This window comes from Erythrobacter sp. S249 (genome assembly GCF_057364975.1).
In genome coordinates, this window is sequence record NZ_CP200287.1 from 459,101 (window position 1) to 477,424 (window position 18,324).

The following is an 18,324-nucleotide window of genomic DNA, read 5'->3' on the forward strand; positions in this document are numbered from 1 at the left end:
TAATTGCAAATCTGCCCGCCTGCGTTAATGGCGTTAGACAGAGATGAATCACCAGCGCGATAACACGCGCCACACCCTAAATTGTTTCAGGAGAGACCACATGCGGATTTTTAACATGAGCAGCGCTCGTAAAAAGACCGGCTCACACTTCGCGCTTGCGATTGCACTGGCAACCGGAACGGCCGTAATCGGCTCGACCGCGTTCGCCGACACCGCGCATGCGCAGGACAAAAAGAAGAAGAAAAAGAAAGAAGAGAAGGCGCAGTATTCTGAAGAGTTTATCGCGGCCTACACACCGCTTAACACCTCGGTGAACGAGGAAGGTGCGGACGTCGCATCGCTCAAGTCGCAGCTCGTTTCTTTGGGTTCTTTGTCTGTCTCACCGGACGAGAAAATCGCTGCGGGCGGTTTGATCTACAACGCTGGTGCGAAGACGAGCGATCGTTCGCTGCAGATCCAAGGCATGGAATTGATGCTGCAAAGCGGCAAGGTTGAAGCTGCCAATCTCGGGCGTTTCAACTTTATCGCCTATCAGCTGAGAAATGCCGAAAGCCAGTTTGCCGAAGCGCGTCCGTATCTGCAGGCCGCAATCGATAACAATTTCACCACGGACACGGTAACCTTGGCTGATCTTCAGATCGCTATGGCAGAAAGCTTCTTCTCCGAAGAACGCTACCGCGAAGGCCTGTCCTATCTCAACAACGCAATCGCCAATACCAAATCGGCTGGCGGTACGGTGAATGAGCAATGGTATCGCCGCGGTCTGACCGTCGCCTACAACAATGAAATCGTTCCAGAAGTCTATGACATCGCAACCGCTTGGATTGCCGATTATCCGTCAGAGACCAGCTGGCGTGATGCAATCAACCTGACCCGCAATCTGAGCGATTATCAAGGTGGTGAGATGCTCGACCTTATGCGGCTGGGCCACAAGGTGAAATCGCTTCAGAACAAGCAGGATTACATCGAATATATCGAAGCGGCGGATGCCCGCCTGCTTCCAAAGGAAGTGTCTGACCTTATTGAAGAAGGTTATGCCAGCGGCGTGGTGAGCCGGGACGACATTTATGTCGCTGATTCGCTTAAAGTGGCAAAGGGCCGGGTCGCATCGGACCGGTCTGACCTGCCCGCGCTGGAGCGTGATGCCCGCGCAGCCGGCGCTGGTCTACGCACAATCAAGGCCGCCGGTGATACCTTCCTGAGCTACGGCGAACATGCCAAGGCCGCTGAGTTCTTCCAAAAGACGCTGAGCATGCCCGGTGTTGATACGGCGGAAACTTTGACCCGCCTCGGCATCGCGCAGGCTGGCATGGGCCAATATGACGCCGCGAAAGAGAGCTTCGCCAAGGTCGAAGGCCCTCGTAAGCCGATCGCGCAATTGTGGGCCGCTTATGCGGGTCAGAAATCCTCGCCTGCGGCTCCTGCGACAGCGACGGCTGTACCAGCGGACACGCTGGAAGTGCCTGCAACAGGCGGCTAATCCCGCTGCAGCTAAAAAACGCAAAAAATGGGGCGCCGGGAGAAATCCTGGCGCCCCTTTTGATTGGGCTACTGATTTAGGGGAGACGCGCTGCTAGCGCAGGCGCTTCACATAGACTTGCTTATCTTGGCGCTTCACCTTGAAGGTATCCAGCGAGGCGAACAGGTCACTAAGGCTCTTGAAACCGTAATTGCGCACGTCGAAGCTGGAACGGTTGCCCGCGATCTGGCCAACCTGTTGGAGACGCGCGAATCCTTCCTCATCGCGTTTCGCCTCGGAATAGGCAGCGGTGATCAGTTCAAGCAGGTCTTGGTCCAGCGGCTCACTCTTCTGTGTATCGGTTGATCTTCTGTCGCCCGACTTGTCGGCCGCATAGGTGTCAATCAGCTGCTTGATATCGATGAAGCGGGTGCACACCGATTTGAACGCTTCGGGAGTTTTCGCCTCGCCAAAGCCATAGACGAGTATCCCATCCTGGCGCAGGCGCGTAACCAGCGGCGTAAAATCGCTGTCTGAGGTCATAATGCCAAAGCCATCAACCTTACCCTGATTGAGCAGATCAATCGCATCGATCGTCATCGCCATATCAGTGGCGTTTTTGCCTTTAGACACATCGAATTGCTGTTGAGGGCGGATGCCGAATTTGTTGGTAATTTTGTCCCAGCGCGCGAGGTTATCCTTGGCAAAGTTGCCGTAAGCGCGGCGAATGTTGACCTGACCCAGCTCGGCCATAACGGTCAGCACAGGGTCGATGCCTTGCGGGGTGGTGTTGTCTGCATCAATCAGCAGAGCGATGTTTTTCAATTCTGTATTAGACATGCAACGCTAAATGGGCGCGCAGGGCAGGGGGTACAAGCGCTTAATCGGCGCAACTGTTCACGCGAGTGCTTCGAAATCGCCTGTTTCCTCGTCCAGCGAGTACAACACGCCATCAGGAATAGCGAAGTGAGCGCCGCGCAATTTCAAATGGCCGGCATCTTCTGCTTCTTTGACGAAAGGATAAGAACGCAGGTTGGCAAGGCTTTGCCGAACAGCCGCCAGTTCCATCGCACGCTCCGCATCTTTCCCTTCGCGCCCCAATGCCCGGCCAATCGCCTCTGCCGGCTCACTAAGGTGCTCAAGCCAACCGGAGAGCAATCCGCCGCTGCCGGGCTCCGTATTGTCGAAAGAGTGCGCAAGCGCGGCCTTGCAACCGCCGCATCTGCCGTGGCCCATCACAACCACCTGCTTCACCTCAAGCATTCTCACAGCGAACTCGATCGCAGCGGGCGCTTCGGGTTGGTCAGCGGCCTTTTCAAACGGGGGCACAAGCGCGGCGACATTGCGCAAGACGAAGATGTCGCCGGGATCGACGTCAAAAATCTGAGCGGGGTCTACGCGACTGTCGCTGCAACCAATGATCATCAGCTTTGGGTGCTGACCCTCAGCGACGGTTTGGTCAAAGCGAGCCTGCTGGCGGGGATAGATGTCTTTGCGAAAACGCTCATAGCCTTTTAAAAGTTCTGCAAATTCAGGCATTAAAAGCGCTCCCCACGAATAACCTCCACATCCCACATCGATAGGATAAAACCATATTTAGTCAGTTCTGGTGCCAGCGCCTCTGCTAAAGCCTGCGCTTTGTCTTCGGCGGCAATAGTAAGCACGAAAACCTTGTCTGTGCCCATCACCCGCTCTTCGCGCCAGCGCCCCTCGCGTCCTTTGCCGGAGCTCACTGGAACCACTGTCCAACCGGTGATTTCCATCCGATCAATCTCGTCGGTAACCCGCTTGAGAAGGGCGGTATCGGTGAGGATCTCAATCCGTTTACGAATGACGGTTTCAATCATGGAATTGCTCCTGCGCTGCCCGGATCACCAGTTAGAGCGCTCGCCAGAATGCTAATCAAGCCGATATTGATCAGGATGTTGAACGGGAAGGTGATCGACAGTGACATGGTGAGGTATATCCCCGGATCCGCCTCTGGCAAAGCAAGCCGCATCGCGGCTGGCACCGCAATATAGCTGGCGCTGGCACACAGCACGCCGAGCGCCGCGGCAGAACCGACATCAAGCCCGCAGGCGGCGGCCGCTGCGGTACCAATCGAGCCGTTGAGCAGCGGCAGGCCAATCGCGATCACCACCAGCCTCCACGTGATCGCGCGAGCATCCATCATCCGCCGCGCCGCGATCAGGCCCATATCGAGCAGGAACAGGCACAGTACGCCTTTAAACCCAGCCTCAAAGAACGGCGCAACCTCACCAAACCCCTTTGCGCCGGAAATCATGCCAATAGCGAAGGCACCAAGCAGCAAGACGACCGACGCGTTGAAAAACACCTCGTGCAGCAAATCACCCGTTTTCTGCCCGTCTTTCGAGCCCATGCCGCGCGCCAATAGCAAGCCGGTAAGGATCGCTGGCGTTTCCATCGCGGCCATCACCGCCACCATATAACCGCCCGGTGGCTTGCCCTGCGCCTCCAATATCTCAACCGCCGTCACAAAGGTGACCACGCTAACCGAGCCATAATGCGCCGCGACCGCGCCAGCATTGATCCGGTCCAGCTTTGCAAAGCCTTTGAGCGCGATATTGGCGATGAACGGCATCAGGAAACTGGCCGCTATCCCCAGGGCCAAGGCGATCAAGACGGTCGAATCAATCCCCGATTTGGAAACGGCAACGCCGCCCTTCAGGCCAATCGCCGCCATCAAATAGAGCGACATGCCCTTCGCAATCGCCTCTGGAATGGCGAGGTCAGAGCGCGCAAAGGCCGCCAGCAGCCCGAGTACAAAGAACAGCACCACGGGCGAGGTAAACGTCTGAAGAGTGGCTGCATCCATGACGCTACGGCCTAGAGGCGACGTGCAATTCTCACAAGCCACGTTGCATTGGCCATACACAGGCATTTCGGGCCATTGCGAAGGCGCAGCGCATTGCCTAAGTGGGCACGTATGAACGACCTAGCGAACACCCCTGGCAAGACCCCAGAACGCCCGCCGCGCCAGCGCAAACCGGATTGGATCCGCGTTCGCGCGCCTGTGAGCGAGGGTTATCAGGAAACGCGCCGCATGATGCGCGAGCTCAACCTCAACACCGTGTGTGAAGAGGCAGCGTGCCCAAACATCGGCGAATGCTGGAGCAAGAAGCACGCAACGGTGATGATTTTGGGCGATGTGTGCACCCGCGCCTGCGCGTTCTGCAACGTCAAAACCGGGATGCCGCGCGCGGTTGACCCGATGGAGCCTGAGCATACCGCGATTGCTGCGGCCAAAATGGGGCTGGAGCACATTGTCATCACCAGCGTCGACCGCGACGATCTGCCCGATGGCGGTGCATCACAATTTGTGAAAGTGATTGAGGCCCTGCGCCGAACCACGCCGGACACCACAATTGAGATCCTTACCCCGGATTTTCGCGGCAAGATGCGCCCGGCGGTGGAGGCAATTTGTGCTGCTGGACCAGATGTTTACAACCACAACCTAGAGACTGTACCGCGCCTGTATCCGACCATTCGACCCGGCGCGCGCTATTACGCTTCGCTGCGTCTGCTCGAAGAGGTCAAATCTCACGATCCGATGATCTTCACCAAGTCTGGCATCATGCTGGGGCTGGGCGAGCAACGCCTCGAGGTGCACCAGGTGATGGACGACATGCGCAGTGCGGATGTGGATTTCATGACCATGGGTCAATATCTGCAACCCACGCCGAAACATGCCGCGGTTGAGGAGTTCGTCACGCCCAAGGCGTTTGGCGCTTATGGCTCAATCGCCCGGGCAAAGGGCTTCTTGCAGGTCGCCTCGACCCCTCTGACCCGCTCCAGCTATCACGCTGGCGAGGATTTCGCCGAGATGAAAGCGGCGCGGGCAGCAAAGTTCGCAAAGCAAGCCAAGCGCCAAGCGGATACGCTCAAAATCTGATGCCGGGAATTCGCGAAACTCGCAGATTGCCATACAGCGCGGAGCAGATGTTCGATCTGGTCGCGGATGTGGGCCGATATCGCGAATTTCTGCCCTGGGTTATCGCGACCCGCGTCCGCTCTGACAGCGAGACCGAAATGGTCGCCGATATGGTGGTGGGCTTTAAGAGCCTGCGGGAAAGCTTCACCTCACGCGTTCACAAGGAGCGCGCAAAACTGATCGATGTGCATTACATGGATGGCCCGCTCAAAGACCTCGACAACACCTGGACTTTTCGCGCGCTGGATGGTGGCGGCTGCGAGATCGATTTTTCGGTCGATTTCACGTTTAAAAACCGTATGTTTGAGGCGATAGCTGGACAGTATTTTGATCGCGCGTTCCGACGCATGGTTGAGGCTTTTGAGCAGCGCGCAGCCGCGCTCTACGGTAGCAGCAGTTCGAGCGCCACCAGCGCCGCTTGATGACGGATCGCGGCGCGATCTTTCACATCAAAGTGCTTTAGCTCGCCCTCTGGCTCGCCATCCGAATTGCGGATTGCCCGCGCGAACACGACCGTACCAACTGGCTTTAGCTGAGTGCCACCGCCGGGGCCGGCAACGCCGCTGATCGCGACTGCGCAGTCTGCGTTGGAATTCTTGAGCGCGCCCTGAGCCATCGCCCAAACGCAGGCGATGGAAACCGCACCAAAGGTTTCGATAATGTCCTGCGCCACATCAAGAGATTCCATCTTGGCTTCGTTCGAATAGGTCACAAACCCGCGATCGAGCACTGCAGAAGAGCCCGGGATCTCGGTCAGCGCCGCCGCAACCAGCCCGCCGGTGCAACTTTCGGCCAGCGACAGCACACGGCCAGCGGCCTTGTTCTCATCAACAACACGCTGAGCCAGCGCGATGATATCATCAGGCAGCAGGCTACCAGTCATTCGTCACCCGTATATGGGCAGACTTCGGGGTCTTTAAGGTCAGCCATATCGGCAATGAAGCTCACCAAACTGCCAATGTTCTCTGGCGGTAATGGCGCAACCAAGGACATGCCGCGCTCCACCTTTGTGCAGTCCGCCGGTTTGATTGATCTAGCGATCTGCTCAACCAAGACTGCATCAATCAGAGGCCGAAAAGCGCTCATACTCTCGGGATCGCTAGAATTGAGCAACCCGGCCAATGGATTCGCTTCGCCGCCTTCGCTCGCCATCGTCTTGTCCATGAACACACCGAACATGCGCGACATGCCCGGCCAACTGCGCTCTTGCAGGCGCGCGAATTTCGCGGTGAATGCCGCGCCTTCGGTGGCCCAAAAGCCATCGGGCGACAGTTCGCTCGCGCAGGTCCGGTCGAGCGCCTGACTAACCAGCGGCATGGCATAAATTGCAGCGTCGCTGAGGTCCGCTTGATCGACGCAGGCAGCCTGAGCCTGCGCGACTTGGGCCTGCATCAATGCCCCGCTGGCCAGCGCAAATGCGGCCACTTTGGTGAATGTGCGTTTCATATATCTGTCCTTCTAAGCGCTGGCATACAGGCTGATGATAGCCTGCGCCGCGATACCTTCGCCGCGACCGGTAAAGCCCAGCCTCTCGGTCGTGGTTGCTTTGATACTAATGGCGTTTGCTGCCAGACCCGTCATCACGCCCACCGCCGTTCGCATGGCGGCGCGGTGCGGGCCGATCTTGGGCGCCTCGCAAATGAGGGTGAGGTCGATATTGCCGAGCGCAAAGCCCGCTTCGCCTGCCAATTTAACAGCATGCTCCAGAAACTGCGCAGAGCGCGCTCCGGCCCATTGCGGGTCGTTGGGCGGGAAATGCGTGCCGATATCCCCATCGCCAATCGCGCCGAGCACCGCATCGGTGATCGCATGCAGAGCAACATCGGCGTCGCTGTGGCCGGATAGACCTTTGTCATGGGGTATTTGCACGCCGCACAGCCATAACTCCTCGCCTTCGACGAGACGATGGACGTCAAAACCCTGACCTACCCTGAATGGCGCTGAATGTGCGGTCATGAAATCCTCTGCGAATGTTATCTTTTTGAGGCGTTCGTCGCCTTGGACAAGGACGATGCTGCCGCCGTTCTCGGTCAGCACCTGCGCATCGTCGCCAGCGGTTTTTGCGCCATCCCATGCGCGGTGAGCGGCGAGAATGTCAGCGTAGCGGAACGCCTGAGGAGTTTGCACCCGGCGCAAAGCCTCACGATCCGCTTTGCCCGCCATCACATCGTCATCGCCAGCCACCGCGAGGCTGTCGACCACGGGAAGCGCCGGAATGGCTCCCGGATGGTCTGTCAGCGCTTGTAGCAAGCGGCGGATCACTTCATTCGGCAGGTCAGGGCGGGCCGCATCATGGATCAGCACGGTTTTCGGAGAGTGAGGGACCAGCGCCTCCAGCCCATTGGCGACCAATTCTTGCCGCGTTGCGCCGCCGCCAGCCAATTCGATCCCGCCAATCCCGGCGAGTGCTTCCTCGGCCAGTTCGCGGGTACCCTCGGCCAAGACCACCGCAATGGGAGCTGCCCCCGCAGCGGCCAAAACCTCCACCGAATGTCGGATCAACGGCTTTCCGCGAAACTTGCGAAACTGTTTCGGCAGTTCGCCGCCCGCGCGCAGACCCTTGCCAGCGGCAACAACAATCGCAGCGAATTGGGGGAGGGCGGGTTCATCACTCATATGGTCCAGCGCGCTTAAGGTCTGGACGGAATTTGCGCAATCCACTATGCGCTGCCCAAATTTTAGGCACAATTACGAATATGACCGCGCTTCCACCTCCTCCGGCCCTTAAGCCCATTCAGATCGGCCCCGTCCAGATCGACGTCCCTGTGGTTCTCGCCCCGATGACGGGCGTGACCGATATGCCGTTCCGCACTCTGGTGCGCCGTTATGGCTCTGGCCTCAATGTGACCGAGATGATCGCGAGCCAAGCGGCCATCCGCGAAACTCGGCAATCTGTGCAAAAGGCCGAATGGGACCCGATTGAGGAGCCCGTGTCGATGCAACTGGTTGGATGCGATCCCGTTAGCATGGGCGAAGCGGCCAAGTTGCAGGAAGACAATGGCGCCGCGATCATCGACATCAATTTCGGCTGCCCGGTGCGCAAAGTCACCAATGGCATGGCGGGCAGCGCGTTGATGCGGGAAGTGCCGCTGGCGACCAAACTGATGGAAGCGACCGTCAAGGCCGTCGACGTGCCGGTGACCGTGAAGATGCGGATGGGCTGGGACCACGACAGCCTCAACGCCCCGGAAATGGCGCGGATTGCCGAGGACCTCGGAGTGAAGATGATCACCGTCCACGGCCGCACTCGCAATCAGATGTACAAGGGCAGCGCTGACTGGTCCTTCATCCGCAAGGTAAAAGACGCGGTCTCAATTCCGGTCATCGTCAACGGCGACATTTGCACCATCAATGATGCTTCGACCGCGCTTGAGCAATCAGGCGCTGACGGACTGATGATTGGCCGCGGAGCATACGGAAAACCGTGGCTGCTGGGCCAAGTCATGCATTGGTGGAAAACCGGTGAAGCGCTCGAAAGCCCCAGCTTTGACGAGCAATATGAGACACTTGCTGAGCATTATGAACGCATGCTCGACCATTATGGCAGCGAGGTCGGCTGCAAGGTCGCGCGCAAGCATATTGGTTGGTACACCAAGGGAATGCACGGCTCAGCGGAGTTCCGCAACAAGGCCAATTTCATCGAGGATCCCAAGCAAGTGCTGGGCGAGATTGAGCGCTTTTACGAGCCATTCCTTCGGCGCAGAGCAGCATGACCATGGCCGAAACACGGCCTTCCAAAGACCCCGTCACCGATCACGCCAACAAACCCGATGCCGCCTCGCAAATCGGCGGGTTGATCTTTGCCGTGGTGCTGGTCGATCCTGATACGCGCATCGCGGAGGCCAATCACGCGGCGGAAAACCTGCTGGGGCAAAGCGCAAAGCGTCTGGTCGGAAGATCTGTGCGCGAAGTCGCCGAAATGCTTGATGCGCGCGTGCGCAACCACATTCGCACTTCGCAGGATGCAGTCGTTGCCCGCGACGTAACCTTGCGCATTAACCGCGAGGAAAAGCGGGTAAACCTGACGATTTCGCCGCTGACGCAGCATCCCGGATGGCGGGTCATCACTCTGTCGGAAAGCGCGCGCGACGACACCGGCCGGGACGAACAGAGCGAAGCGACGCTCGGCGGACCAGCCATTCTGGCGCATGAGATCAAAAACCCGCTCGCCGCCATTCGCGGGGCAGGGCAGCTTGCCGCGCGTAAATTGCCGCATGCCGACAAATCGCTCGCGCGGATGATCACTGACGAGGTGGACCGCATTGCGCGCTTGATCGACCGGATGCAGCAATTGGGCAGCAAGCAATCGGACCCGGTCGCTCCCTGCAATCCACATGAAGCGATCCGATCCGCCATTGCCACCGTGCGCGCCGCGGGCAGCAATGGGGTGGAGATCATCGAGGAATTTGACCCCTCCTTGCCGCCAGTTCTGGCCAATCAGGATGCGCTGGAGCAGGTGCTTATCAATCTGATATCCAATGCCCGCGATGCCGCGCAGGATCATGAAAACCCTCGCATAATCGTTCAGACACGGTTTGTGAGCGGGCTTGCCTTCAACGCAATTCGCATGGGCCGCGCGGTCCGCCTGCCGATTGAGATTACAGTTAGCGACAGCGGGCCGGGCATTGACGAGGCCCTGCGCGATCATGTGTTTGAGCCGTTCGTGTCCTCCAAGAAATCCGGTCAGGGGCTGGGCCTTGCTCTCGTACGGAAGCTGGTGCGTGACATGCAGGGCCGGATCGGCCACGAGCGAGACGCCCGCGCGGGTCTGACCCGTTTCCGCATACACCTGCGCCAAGCCAAGCCTGGCTTGCAAGGAGCGGCGGCATGAGCGGCAAAATCTTACTTGTCGAAGATGATGGCGCGATTGCCACCGTCATTATCGCGGCGCTCGAAGACGAAGGCTTTCAGATCGACCGGTGCAGCACCATCACGGACCGAAACCGGCTTCTGGATGCAAGCGAATACCTCGTGATGTGCACCGACGTGATGCTGGAAGATGGCGATGGGCTTGCCTCCATGAACGAGGTGAAATCGCGCGCGCCGGATATGCCGGTGATCGTCCTTTCAGCGCAAAACACCCTCGATACCGCCGTGCGCGCCAGCGACAGCGAGGCGTTTGAGTATTTCCCCAAGCCATTTGACCTTGATGAGCTCGTCCAGGCTGTGCACCAGGCCGCTGGCCAACGCAGCAAGACCGCCGCCGCTCCAGAGATGGAAGGCGATGGCATGCCTCTGGTCGGGCGCAGCCAGGCCATGCAGGGTGTCTACCGGATGATCACGCGCGTTCTGCGCAATGATCTCACCGTGCTGGTCACTGGCGAAAGCGGGACGGGCAAGGAATTGGTCGCCGAGGCGATCCACGAGCTTGGCTCGCGCCGCACGGGGCCTTTTGTTGCGGTGAATGCTGGCGCGATTCCCGCCGACCTCATCGAAAGCGAACTGTTCGGGCACGAAAAGGGCGCATTTACCGGCGCGATCGCTCAGGCCATTGGTAAGTTTGAGCAGGCCAATGGCGGCACACTGTTCCTCGACGAGATTGGCGACATGCCCGCAGAGGCGCAAACCCGCCTGCTGCGCGCGCTCCAGTCGGGCCAGATCCGCCGCGTTGGCGGTCGGCAGGAAATCGCTATCGATGTGCGCATTATCGCCGCCACGAACCGCGACCTTGCACCGATGATCGCCGCGGGGAACTTCCGCGAAGATCTGTTCTACCGCCTCAACGTGGTTCCGATTGAGCTGCCGCCCTTGCGTGAGCGGCGTGAGGACATTGAGGTGCTGTCGCAGCACTTCCTTGCTCAGGCAGCGGAAGACGGGCTGCCGCGCCGGCAATTAGCACCAGAGGCGGTTGAAATGCTGGAAGAGCGCAACTGGCGCGGCAATGTCCGCGAACTGCGCAATGTTGTCTACCGTCTGGCGCTGATGGCGCGCGATGATTTGATCGACAGCGCGAGCCTCTCCGACATTATCGGTGTAGAGACACAGCCGGGCGGCGACGGCGCACCAAGCGGATTTGCTGGCGCGCTGGACCAATGGCTGGCTGAGAACAACCCGCAAAATGGCGCGCTTTATCACAGCGCTTTGGCCGCTTTTGAAAAACCCTTGATCGAACATGCACTGGCCGAAACAGGCGGCAATCAATTGCGGGCGTCGAAGTTGCTGGGGATCAATCGCAACACTTTGCGCAAGCGGATCGGCGATCTTGAGATAGAGCCTGACCGCTTCACAAGACCGCTTTAACGCAATCGCCACAGTTTAGCCTTGCAATTGAGCAACACTGGCGTTGTAAACTCGCAACGATGGATACGGCGATAGCAACATCAACTCAGCGCTCCCCGCGCTGGTGGCGGCGGCTTATCGTTCGTTCGCGGCGCGCCAACGTGTTCGCCTGGCTCGAAGCGCTGTCGGCAATTACCCTGATCGTTGCTTTGTGGGCCACGTGGTTCGCCTATTCCTCCGCTCCGCAAGAAGACGAATTGCTGCCCAGCCTGCAGGTTTCGCTGCTGCTGATGGCAACATTGGTGCCGGCGATGGCGTTGCTCGTCCTTATCGGGCGGCGTCTCGCGCTGAGGCGCGCCGCGGGCAGCACCGCTCGCCTGCACGTGCGCCTGGTGTTTTTCTTCTCAATCATCGCCGCGATCCCGACGCTGCTCGTCTCGGGCTTTGCCGCCTTCCTGTTCCAATCGGGCGTCGATTTCTGGGTGAGCGACGACTCCAGAGGGTTGATGCGCAATGCCAATGAGCTGGCGCAGAATTATTACGATCAAAACCAGCGCGATGTGGAAGAAGAAACCATCGCTATGGCGAGCGATATGCGCTTCATCTTGGAACGCATTTCTATCGCCGATGATATCTTCGCAGATCGATACGCCTATCAAGCTCAGGCCCGCGAAATTTCTGAGAGCGCGGTGATCCAGCGGCTCGATGACAACACGCTGAGAACTGCGGCCATCATGAACCTGATGGAGGACAACAGCCCGCTCGCTTTCAGTCAGGGCGCGCTGCCTAGGCTAGATGCGGGTGAATTCGTAGTTGTCCAAGGCAGTCCTGAACGAATTGTAGCAATTGCGCCAATCGATCGTGAGAGCGGTATCTATCTCTACAATGCAAGGACACCCGAAGAAGATTCCTTTGTTTATTGGGAAAAGGCACAATCTGTTGCTGCCAGCTATAATGCGCTGACCGCCGATGCGCGCACCCTGCAATTACGGTTTAACCTCGCGCTGGTGGTGGTTAGCCTCCTGCTCGTGGGCCTTGCCATATGGTTCGCTCTGCGTTTTGCCGACCGTCAGGTTGAGCCGCTGACCGATCTGGTCGGGGCCGCACGCAAAGTGGGGCAGGGCAACTTCGCGCTGCGGGTGGAAGGACGCACCGGAGCGGATGAGATCGGCCTGCTCAACCGCGCGTTCAACCGCATGACATCGCAGCTCGAAAAGCAGACCGATGATCTGATGAACGCCAACCGCCAGATCGATGATCGGCGGATGTTCACCGAGGCGGTGCTCGAGTCGGTCAGCGCAGGCGTCATTTCAGTGGACGACGAGAGCCGCGTGATGCTGATGAACAATTCCGCGCAAGCGCTGCTCGCCGATGATACCGACACAGATCTGACCGGCAGCTCCATGTCGGATTTGTCGCCAGAGATTTGCGCGATCCTGCGCGAGGGCAAAGAACGCGGCCTTGTGACCCATGCCAAGGGATCAGAGCTGCTGACACTGGCGGTCAAGATTGCGCCGGGGATGCGCGGCCATGTGATCACCTTTGAGGACATCACGCGCCAACTGCTCGACCAGCGTCAGGCGGCCTGGTCAGACGTCGCGCGCCGCATTGCGCACGAGATTAAGAACCCGCTCACGCCGATCCAGCTCGCAACTGAGCGGCTCAAACGGCGGTATCGCAAACAGATTGAGACCGATGGCGAGCTGTTTGACGAGCTGACCAGCACAATCGTGCGCCAGGTCGGTGACCTGCGCAAAATGGTCGATGAGTTTTCATCGTTTGCGCGCCTGCCAAAGCCGGTGTTCCGCAATGAAGATGCGCTCGATCTCGTACGCCAATCGCTGTTTTTGCAGGATGTCGCCCACCCATGGGTTAACTTCCAGCTCAACTATGATCAGCTGATGAGCGAGGATATCTTGCACAAGACGCTGAGCTGTGACCGGCATCAGGTTGGCCAGGCCATGACCAATATCCTCAAGAATGCGGTGGAAGCGGTGGAAACCCGCAGAGCCGATGCGGGGCCTGATTTCCAAGGTCAGGTCACAGTCGAAATGGCCAGCGATGAAACAACGTTTACGATCTCGGTCGAGGACAATGGGATTGGCCTGCCGCAAGAACGTGAGCGGATCACGGAACCCTATATGACGACCCGCGAGAAAGGCACCGGCCTCGGCCTCGCCATCGTCAATAAAATCGTCGACGAGCACGGCGGCGATATGAGCTTTGCATCCGCGCCAAGCGGCGGCACTCGCGTACAATTGCGCTTTGCTCGCGATCCGCAAGTGACCGAAAGCGAGCCTGCATAATGCCTCTAAAATTCGCCCAAACTCTATTCCCCCCAATGCCCCCAAAAATGCCTCAGGGAGAAGCCAAAAATGGCTATTGAAATCCTGGTTGTCGATGATGAACGTGATATCCGCGAACTGGTCGCCGGAGTGCTCGGCGATGAAGGCTATGAATGCCGAACCGCCGCCGATAGCACCGGCGCGCTCGCCGCGATTGATGAACGCCGCCCGAGCCTGATCTTGCTCGACGTCTGGCTGCACGGCAGCGAGATGGATGGGCTGGAATTGCTCGACGCGATCAAACTGCGCGAGCCGGATATGCCAGTCATCATCTTCTCAGGCCACGGCAATATCGACACGGCTGTATCGGCGGTCAGCCGCGGGGCGATGGACTTTATTGAGAAGCCATTCGAAGCCGAACGCTTGCTGCTGCTCGTCGAACGCGCAACCGAAACAGAGCGTCTGCGCCGTGAAAACTCGCGGCTGCGCGAGGGCACAGTGGAAGGCGCTGAATTTACCGGGAATTCCTCCGCCATCAACACCGTTCGCGCGACCCTCAAACGGGTTGCAAACACTGGCAGCAGGGTCCTGATTTCTGGCCCGGCGGGGGCGGGTAAGGAGGTCGCTGCGCGCCTACTTCATTCCTGGAGTCCACGCGCGGAAAGCGCCTTTGTTACGGTCAACTCGGCCCGCATCACTTCAGAACGCTTTGAACGCGAGCTGTTTGGCGAGGAATCAAACGGCAAGCTGGTTCAACCCGGCCTGCTCGAATTGGCCGATGGTGGGACATTGTTCCTCGATGAGATCGCCGACATGCCGATGTCGACCCAGGCCCGCATTTTGCGCGTCCTCACCGAACAAAGCTTCGTGAGGGTAGGGGGCACACGCCAGATCGGCGTCGATGTCCGCGTGGTGTCCGCCAGTTCGCGCGATCTCGCGCTCGAAATGGAAGAAAAGCGCTTCCGCGAAGACCTGTTTTACCGCCTCAATGTGGTTCCCATCACCATTCCCTCATTGGCCGAGCGGCGCGACGACATACCCGCGCTCGCGGAGCATTTCTTCACGCGCTATTCGACCGATCAGGGGATCGCGCCGCCGCAAATCTCGGAAGAGGCAATGGGCGCGCTCCAGGCCTATGATTGGCCGGGCAATGTTCGCCAATTGCGCAATGTTGTGGAGCGCACCATCATCATGACCCCGCGTGAGAAGCTGACCGTGGTCGAAACTGAGATGCTCCCATCAGAAATCACGGGCGGAAAGCTCTCCGCCTCCGGTCAGGGTTTCTCCGCCATGATGGGTGTGCCACTGCGCGAGGCTCGCGAAAGCTTTGAGCGCGAGTACCTGACCATTCAGATCCGCCGCTTTTCCGGAAATATCTCAAAAACTGCGACATTTATCGGGATGGAACGCTCCGCCTTGCACCGCAAGCTTAAGCTGCTTGGCATGGCCGAACGGCGGGAAACCGCGCGCAAAGAATAGCGCAGACCCCAAGTTTTCGTCCAACTGGCCATTTGCGCCGATTAACACGAAGCTTGCATAAAACTCAGCCATTGCCCCAAGGCAAAGCAATCGCCATGTTACTGGCGAAACGGCATGAGGGATGGGTGGGCTATCCCTCGGCCAGATTGCGGACCGCACAAACCGGCCGCCAAAAACAATAGGAGCATAAAAATGTCCGACGGGCGAACTCTCTCCCCGCGCCCCCGCAGCGAACCGGCTGAGCCAGCAGGCAAAGCAGCGGCAAGCGATGGCAAGCAAGCCAATTTGCAAGATGTGTTCCTTAACATGCTGCGCAAGAACAAGATTCCTGTGACAATGTTTCTCGTCAAAGGCGTCAAACTGCAGGGAATCGTCACGTGGTTTGACAATTTCTCGATCCTGCTGCGCCGCGATGGGCAATCGCAATTGGTCTATAAGCATGCGATCTCTACGATCATGCCGGGCCAGGATATGGACGCCGATCAGTTTCAGATCCGCGCCGGCAATAAACGTCAGCGATTGTTGCAGGATATCTTCCTCAGCCGCGTGAGCGAGGCCGAGGTGCAGGTCACCATGTTCCTCGTCAACGGCGTGATGCTGCAAGGCCGCATCGCGTCCTACGACCTGTTCTGCATGTTGTTGGAGCGCGATGGCGCCGTGCAATTGGCGTATAAACACGCTGTTTCGACCATTCAGCCCGCCGGGCCGGTTGACCTCAGCGACGATGGCGAAGAGTTCGGCAGCTGAGTTTCGATGACGATCTGCAGGATGAGGTAACTCGCGGGGCGCGGGCCCTAGTGCTGTGCCCAGATATCCGCACGCTCAAATACGATCTCGACGCGCCTGAACGGCTCGAAGAGGCGCAGGGCCTCGCGCTCGCGATTGGCGTGGTTATCGCACATTCCGAAATCCTGCCCATTCGCCAGATGCAGCCGAACACATTGTTTGGCTCTGGCCAGGTGGAGAATATCGCCGCTTGGTGCGAACTGCACGAGGCGGAATTGGTGGTGGTAGATGGCGCGCTGACGCCGATCCAGCAACGCAATCTCGAGGATCGGCTCAAGCGCAAGGTGATCGACCGCACCGGCCTAATCCTGGAAATCTTCGGTGAGCGCGCGGCGACGGCGGAAGGCCGACTGCAGGTTGAGCTTGCCCATTTGGACTATCAGCAGAGCCGCCTTGTGCGCAGCTGGACCCACTTGGAGCGGCAACGCGGCGGCTTCGGCTTCCTCGGCGGCCCGGGTGAGACCCAGATTGAGGCCGACAGGCGGATGATCCGCCAGCGCATGGGCCGTTTGCGCCGCGAGCTGGAGCAAGTGCGTAAAACCCGGCAATTGCACCGCGACCGGCGGGGAAGGGCACCGTGGCCCATCATCGCGCTGGTCGGCTATACGAACGCTGGGAAATCCACGCTTTTCAACCGCTTGACCGGCGCAGAGGTAATGGCGGAAGACCTTCTGTTCGCCACGCTCGACCCGACGATGCGCGCGATCAGCATGCCGGGTGTTGAAAAGGCGATCCTGTCAGACACTGTTGGTTTCATCTCTGACCTGCCGACGCAATTGGTTGCGGCATTCCGCGCGACCTTGGAAGAAGTCACCGGCGCGGACATCATCCTGCATGTGCGCGACATGGCCAATCCGGCCCACCAGGCCCAAAAGAAGCAGGTTATGGACGTGCTCGGTGAGCTTGGCGTGGTTGAGCCGACCACGGGCGAGAGCGATATTCCGATCCTTGAGGTTTGGAACAAGATTGATCTGGCAGAGCCTGAGCGCGCCGACGAGCTGCGCACGGCCGCCGAGGCGCATGATGATTGCGCCGTCATTTCAGCGACTAGCGGCGAAGGGATCGACGAACTTCTCACCGTGGTTGCTGATTTGCTGACATCGAAGGCGCGAGTGATCACCGTGACGCTGCCCGCCAGCGACGGCCGGCGGATCGCATGGCTGCACGCGCACGGCGATGTGGTGGATGAAAGCGACGCTGGGGAAGGGGACACAGGCCCTCTAAGAGCGCTCACCGTGCGGCTCAACCCAAAGGAATTGGGGCAATACGAGACGCTTTAGAGCGAATTACTCGGGCTTTTCGTTCCGCTTTACCTGCTGCCACAGCTGCTCTTGCTCATCGAGCGATAGATCGGCAAATGCGCCTTGGCTTAGCGCCTCCATACCGCGAAACCGCCGCTCAAACTTGGCATTGGCCGCTCGCAAGGCATCCTCAGCGCTGATCCCATGCGCGCGGACGTAATTCACCGCCGCAAACAGCAGATCGCCCGCTTCCTCGGCCTTGTGAATATCGGAGGATGCCACCTCAAGCTCTTGCATTTCTTCATTTATCTTAGCGGCAGGTCCAGCAGTATCCGGCCAGTCAAATCCAGTTCGCGCGGCGCGCTTTTGCAGTTTTTGCGCCCGCATCAACGCTGGCAACGCCAAGGCAACGCCGTCCATGGCGCTCGTTTCGCCTTTTTCGCTGCGCTCGGCTTCTTTTAGGTTCTCCCAGCGGGTTTCACCCATGGTTCCGTCTTCATCGCCAAAGATATGCGGATGGCGGGCTTCCATCTTGTCTGAGATCGACCGGGCGACGTCCACAAAGGCGAATTCGCCTTCTTCCTCGGCCATGCGCGCATGAAACACGACCTGCAGCAGCAGATCGCCAAGTTCGCCGCGCAGTTCATCCATATCCGCGCGCTCAATCGCATCGGCAACTTCGTAGGCTTCTTCAATCGTGTACGGGGCGATTGTCTTGAAGTCCTGCGCGACATCCCATTCGCATCCAGTCTCTGGATCGCGCAACCGCGCCATAATGCCGAGCAATCGATCAATTTGGCTGGATGGGGAAGTATCGCTCATGGGACCCGCAGTTCCGTAATGTAAGATTGATAATATATATTATGTTAAATTATTAACACTGTGCCAGTGTCCTATGATGCC

Annotated in this window: 18 protein-coding genes; 10 read left to right on the forward strand and 8 right to left on the reverse strand. The window is 58.8% G+C overall.

Annotated elements, in window-relative coordinates; translation table 11 throughout:
* The first annotated feature begins 100 nt into the window (after positions 1–100).
* A complete protein-coding gene (locus AC0V6V_RS02195) occupies positions 101–1,480 on the forward strand; it encodes a hypothetical protein (RefSeq protein ID WP_486163839.1) in 1,380 nt (459 codons plus the stop codon).
* A gap of 93 nt (positions 1,481–1,573) precedes the next feature.
* On the opposite strand, the gene AC0V6V_RS02200 is transcribed toward AC0V6V_RS02195, so the two are convergent.
* From AC0V6V_RS02200 to AC0V6V_RS02215, 4 genes are read right to left on the reverse strand one after another with little or no spacing between them, the layout of a single operon-like run.
* The gene (locus tag AC0V6V_RS02200; RefSeq protein ID WP_486163840.1) at positions 1,574–2,299 is read right to left on the reverse strand and encodes an NYN domain-containing protein; all 726 of its coding nucleotides are present in this window, start codon (positions 2,297–2,299) and stop codon (positions 1,574–1,576) included.
* A gap of 57 nt (positions 2,300–2,356) precedes the next feature.
* Complete coding sequence (locus AC0V6V_RS02205; protein ID WP_486163841.1) at positions 2,357–2,998, reverse strand: carbonic anhydrase; 642 nt, start codon at positions 2,996–2,998, stop codon at positions 2,357–2,359.
* Positions 2,998–3,306 carry a P-II family nitrogen regulator gene (locus AC0V6V_RS02210; RefSeq protein WP_486163842.1) on the reverse strand — a complete coding sequence of 103 codons (309 nt, stop codon included), beginning with the start codon at positions 3,304–3,306 and terminating at the stop codon, positions 2,998–3,000. The genes AC0V6V_RS02205 and AC0V6V_RS02210 overlap by 1 nt, the downstream gene beginning before the upstream one ends.
* A complete protein-coding gene (locus AC0V6V_RS02215; protein WP_486163843.1) occupies positions 3,303–4,295 on the reverse strand; it encodes a sodium-dependent bicarbonate transport family permease in 993 nt (330 codons plus the stop codon). Before AC0V6V_RS02215 ends, AC0V6V_RS02210 begins: the two co-directional genes overlap by 4 nt.
* Before the next feature lie 111 nt (positions 4,296–4,406).
* Here AC0V6V_RS02215 and lipA point away from each other — a divergent pair, with 111 nt between their 5' ends.
* Complete coding sequence (gene lipA, locus AC0V6V_RS02220; RefSeq protein ID WP_486163844.1) at positions 4,407–5,372, forward strand: lipoyl synthase; 966 nt, start codon at positions 4,407–4,409, stop codon at positions 5,370–5,372.
* Positions 5,372–5,833 carry a type II toxin-antitoxin system RatA family toxin gene (locus AC0V6V_RS02225; protein ID WP_486163845.1) on the forward strand — a complete coding sequence of 154 codons (462 nt, stop codon included), beginning with the start codon at positions 5,372–5,374 and terminating at the stop codon, positions 5,831–5,833. Before lipA ends, AC0V6V_RS02225 begins: the two co-directional genes overlap by 1 nt.
* On the opposite strand, the gene AC0V6V_RS02230 is transcribed toward AC0V6V_RS02225, so the two are convergent.
* Genes AC0V6V_RS02230 through AC0V6V_RS02240 form a run of 3 tightly spaced genes read right to left on the reverse strand, consistent with a single transcriptional unit; the run spans position 5,794 to position 8,027 of the window.
* Positions 5,794–6,294 (reverse strand): CinA family protein, encoded by a 501-nt coding sequence (locus tag AC0V6V_RS02230; protein WP_486139069.1) that lies wholly within the window; start codon positions 6,292–6,294, stop codon positions 5,794–5,796. The genes AC0V6V_RS02225 and AC0V6V_RS02230 overlap by 40 nt on opposite strands.
* The gene (locus AC0V6V_RS02235) at positions 6,291–6,857 is read right to left on the reverse strand and encodes a hypothetical protein (RefSeq protein WP_486163846.1); all 567 of its coding nucleotides are present in this window, start codon (positions 6,855–6,857) and stop codon (positions 6,291–6,293) included. Before AC0V6V_RS02235 ends, AC0V6V_RS02230 begins: the two co-directional genes overlap by 4 nt.
* A 12-nt stretch (positions 6,858–6,869) precedes the next feature.
* On the reverse strand, positions 6,870–8,027 hold the full coding sequence (locus AC0V6V_RS02240; protein WP_486166179.1) for a bifunctional 2-C-methyl-D-erythritol 4-phosphate cytidylyltransferase/2-C-methyl-D-erythritol 2,4-cyclodiphosphate synthase: 1,158 nt from the start codon (positions 8,025–8,027) through the stop codon (positions 6,870–6,872).
* Between the two features lie 80 nt (positions 8,028–8,107).
* Between AC0V6V_RS02240 and dusB the strand changes: the two genes are divergently transcribed.
* The 7 genes from dusB to hflX all read left to right on the forward strand — a co-directional run bounded on the left by dusB (position 8,108) and on the right by hflX (position 17,460).
* A complete protein-coding gene (gene dusB, locus AC0V6V_RS02245) occupies positions 8,108–9,124 on the forward strand; it encodes a tRNA dihydrouridine synthase DusB (protein WP_486163848.1) in 1,017 nt (338 codons plus the stop codon).
* Positions 9,125–9,126: 2 nt separating this feature from the next.
* Positions 9,127–10,242 (forward strand): two-component system sensor histidine kinase NtrB, encoded by a 1,116-nt coding sequence (locus AC0V6V_RS02250; protein WP_486166180.1) that lies wholly within the window; start codon positions 9,127–9,129, stop codon positions 10,240–10,242.
* Positions 10,239–11,651 (forward strand): sigma-54-dependent transcriptional regulator, encoded by a 1,413-nt coding sequence (locus AC0V6V_RS02255; RefSeq protein ID WP_486163850.1) that lies wholly within the window; start codon positions 10,239–10,241, stop codon positions 11,649–11,651. The genes AC0V6V_RS02250 and AC0V6V_RS02255 overlap by 4 nt, the downstream gene beginning before the upstream one ends.
* A 59-nt stretch (positions 11,652–11,710) precedes the next feature.
* Positions 11,711–13,936: a sensor histidine kinase gene (locus AC0V6V_RS02260; RefSeq protein ID WP_486163851.1), complete on the forward strand. Its 2,226-nt coding sequence runs from the start codon at positions 11,711–11,713 to the stop codon at positions 13,934–13,936.
* A gap of 69 nt (positions 13,937–14,005) precedes the next feature.
* Positions 14,006–15,394, forward strand: a complete 1,389-nt coding sequence (gene ntrX, locus AC0V6V_RS02265) for a nitrogen assimilation response regulator NtrX (RefSeq protein ID WP_486163852.1) — start codon at positions 14,006–14,008, stop codon at positions 15,392–15,394.
* Positions 15,395–15,586: 192 nt separating this feature from the next.
* Entirely contained in the window at positions 15,587–16,141 is a 555-nt protein-coding gene (gene hfq / locus AC0V6V_RS02270; protein ID WP_486163853.1) for an RNA chaperone Hfq, read from the forward strand.
* 50 nt (positions 16,142–16,191) lie between these two features.
* Positions 16,192–17,460, forward strand: a complete 1,269-nt coding sequence (gene hflX / locus AC0V6V_RS02275) for a GTPase HflX (protein WP_486163854.1) — start codon at positions 16,192–16,194, stop codon at positions 17,458–17,460.
* 6 nt (positions 17,461–17,466) lie between these two features.
* Here the strand turns inward: hflX and mazG are convergent, their stop codons facing one another.
* Positions 17,467–18,243 carry a nucleoside triphosphate pyrophosphohydrolase gene (gene mazG / locus AC0V6V_RS02280; RefSeq protein WP_486163855.1) on the reverse strand — a complete coding sequence of 259 codons (777 nt, stop codon included), beginning with the start codon at positions 18,241–18,243 and terminating at the stop codon, positions 17,467–17,469.
* Between the last annotated feature and the right edge of the window lie 81 nt (positions 18,244–18,324).

Coding starts and splice junctions, on each gene's coding strand:
- lipA (WP_486163844.1), top strand. CDS start 4,407: ATGAACGACCTAGCGAACACCCCTGGCAAGACCCCAGAACGCCCGCCG.
- AC0V6V_RS02240 (WP_486166179.1), bottom strand. CDS start 8,027: ATGAGTGATGAACCCGCCCTCCCCCAATTCGCTGCGATTGTTGTTGCC.
- AC0V6V_RS02195 (WP_486163839.1), top strand. CDS start 101: ATGCGGATTTTTAACATGAGCAGCGCTCGTAAAAAGACCGGCTCACAC.
- dusB (WP_486163848.1), top strand. CDS start 8,108: ATGACCGCGCTTCCACCTCCTCCGGCCCTTAAGCCCATTCAGATCGGC.
- hfq (WP_486163853.1), top strand. CDS start 15,587: ATGTCCGACGGGCGAACTCTCTCCCCGCGCCCCCGCAGCGAACCGGCT.
- AC0V6V_RS02205 (WP_486163841.1), bottom strand. CDS start 2,998: ATGCCTGAATTTGCAGAACTTTTAAAAGGCTATGAGCGTTTTCGCAAA.
- AC0V6V_RS02210 (WP_486163842.1), bottom strand. CDS start 3,306: ATGATTGAAACCGTCATTCGTAAACGGATTGAGATCCTCACCGATACC.
- AC0V6V_RS02230 (WP_486139069.1), bottom strand. CDS start 6,294: ATGACTGGTAGCCTGCTGCCTGATGATATCATCGCGCTGGCTCAGCGT.
- AC0V6V_RS02260 (WP_486163851.1), top strand. CDS start 11,711: ATGGATACGGCGATAGCAACATCAACTCAGCGCTCCCCGCGCTGGTGG.
- ntrX (WP_486163852.1), top strand. CDS start 14,006: ATGGCTATTGAAATCCTGGTTGTCGATGATGAACGTGATATCCGCGAA.
- mazG (WP_486163855.1), bottom strand. CDS start 18,243: ATGAGCGATACTTCCCCATCCAGCCAAATTGATCGATTGCTCGGCATT.
- AC0V6V_RS02255 (WP_486163850.1), top strand. CDS start 10,239: ATGAGCGGCAAAATCTTACTTGTCGAAGATGATGGCGCGATTGCCACC.
- AC0V6V_RS02250 (WP_486166180.1), top strand. CDS start 9,127: ATGGCCGAAACACGGCCTTCCAAAGACCCCGTCACCGATCACGCCAAC.
- AC0V6V_RS02225 (WP_486163845.1), top strand. CDS start 5,372: ATGCCGGGAATTCGCGAAACTCGCAGATTGCCATACAGCGCGGAGCAG.
- AC0V6V_RS02200 (WP_486163840.1), bottom strand. CDS start 2,299: ATGTCTAATACAGAATTGAAAAACATCGCTCTGCTGATTGATGCAGAC.
- AC0V6V_RS02215 (WP_486163843.1), bottom strand. CDS start 4,295: ATGGATGCAGCCACTCTTCAGACGTTTACCTCGCCCGTGGTGCTGTTC.
- AC0V6V_RS02235 (WP_486163846.1), bottom strand. CDS start 6,857: ATGAAACGCACATTCACCAAAGTGGCCGCATTTGCGCTGGCCAGCGGG.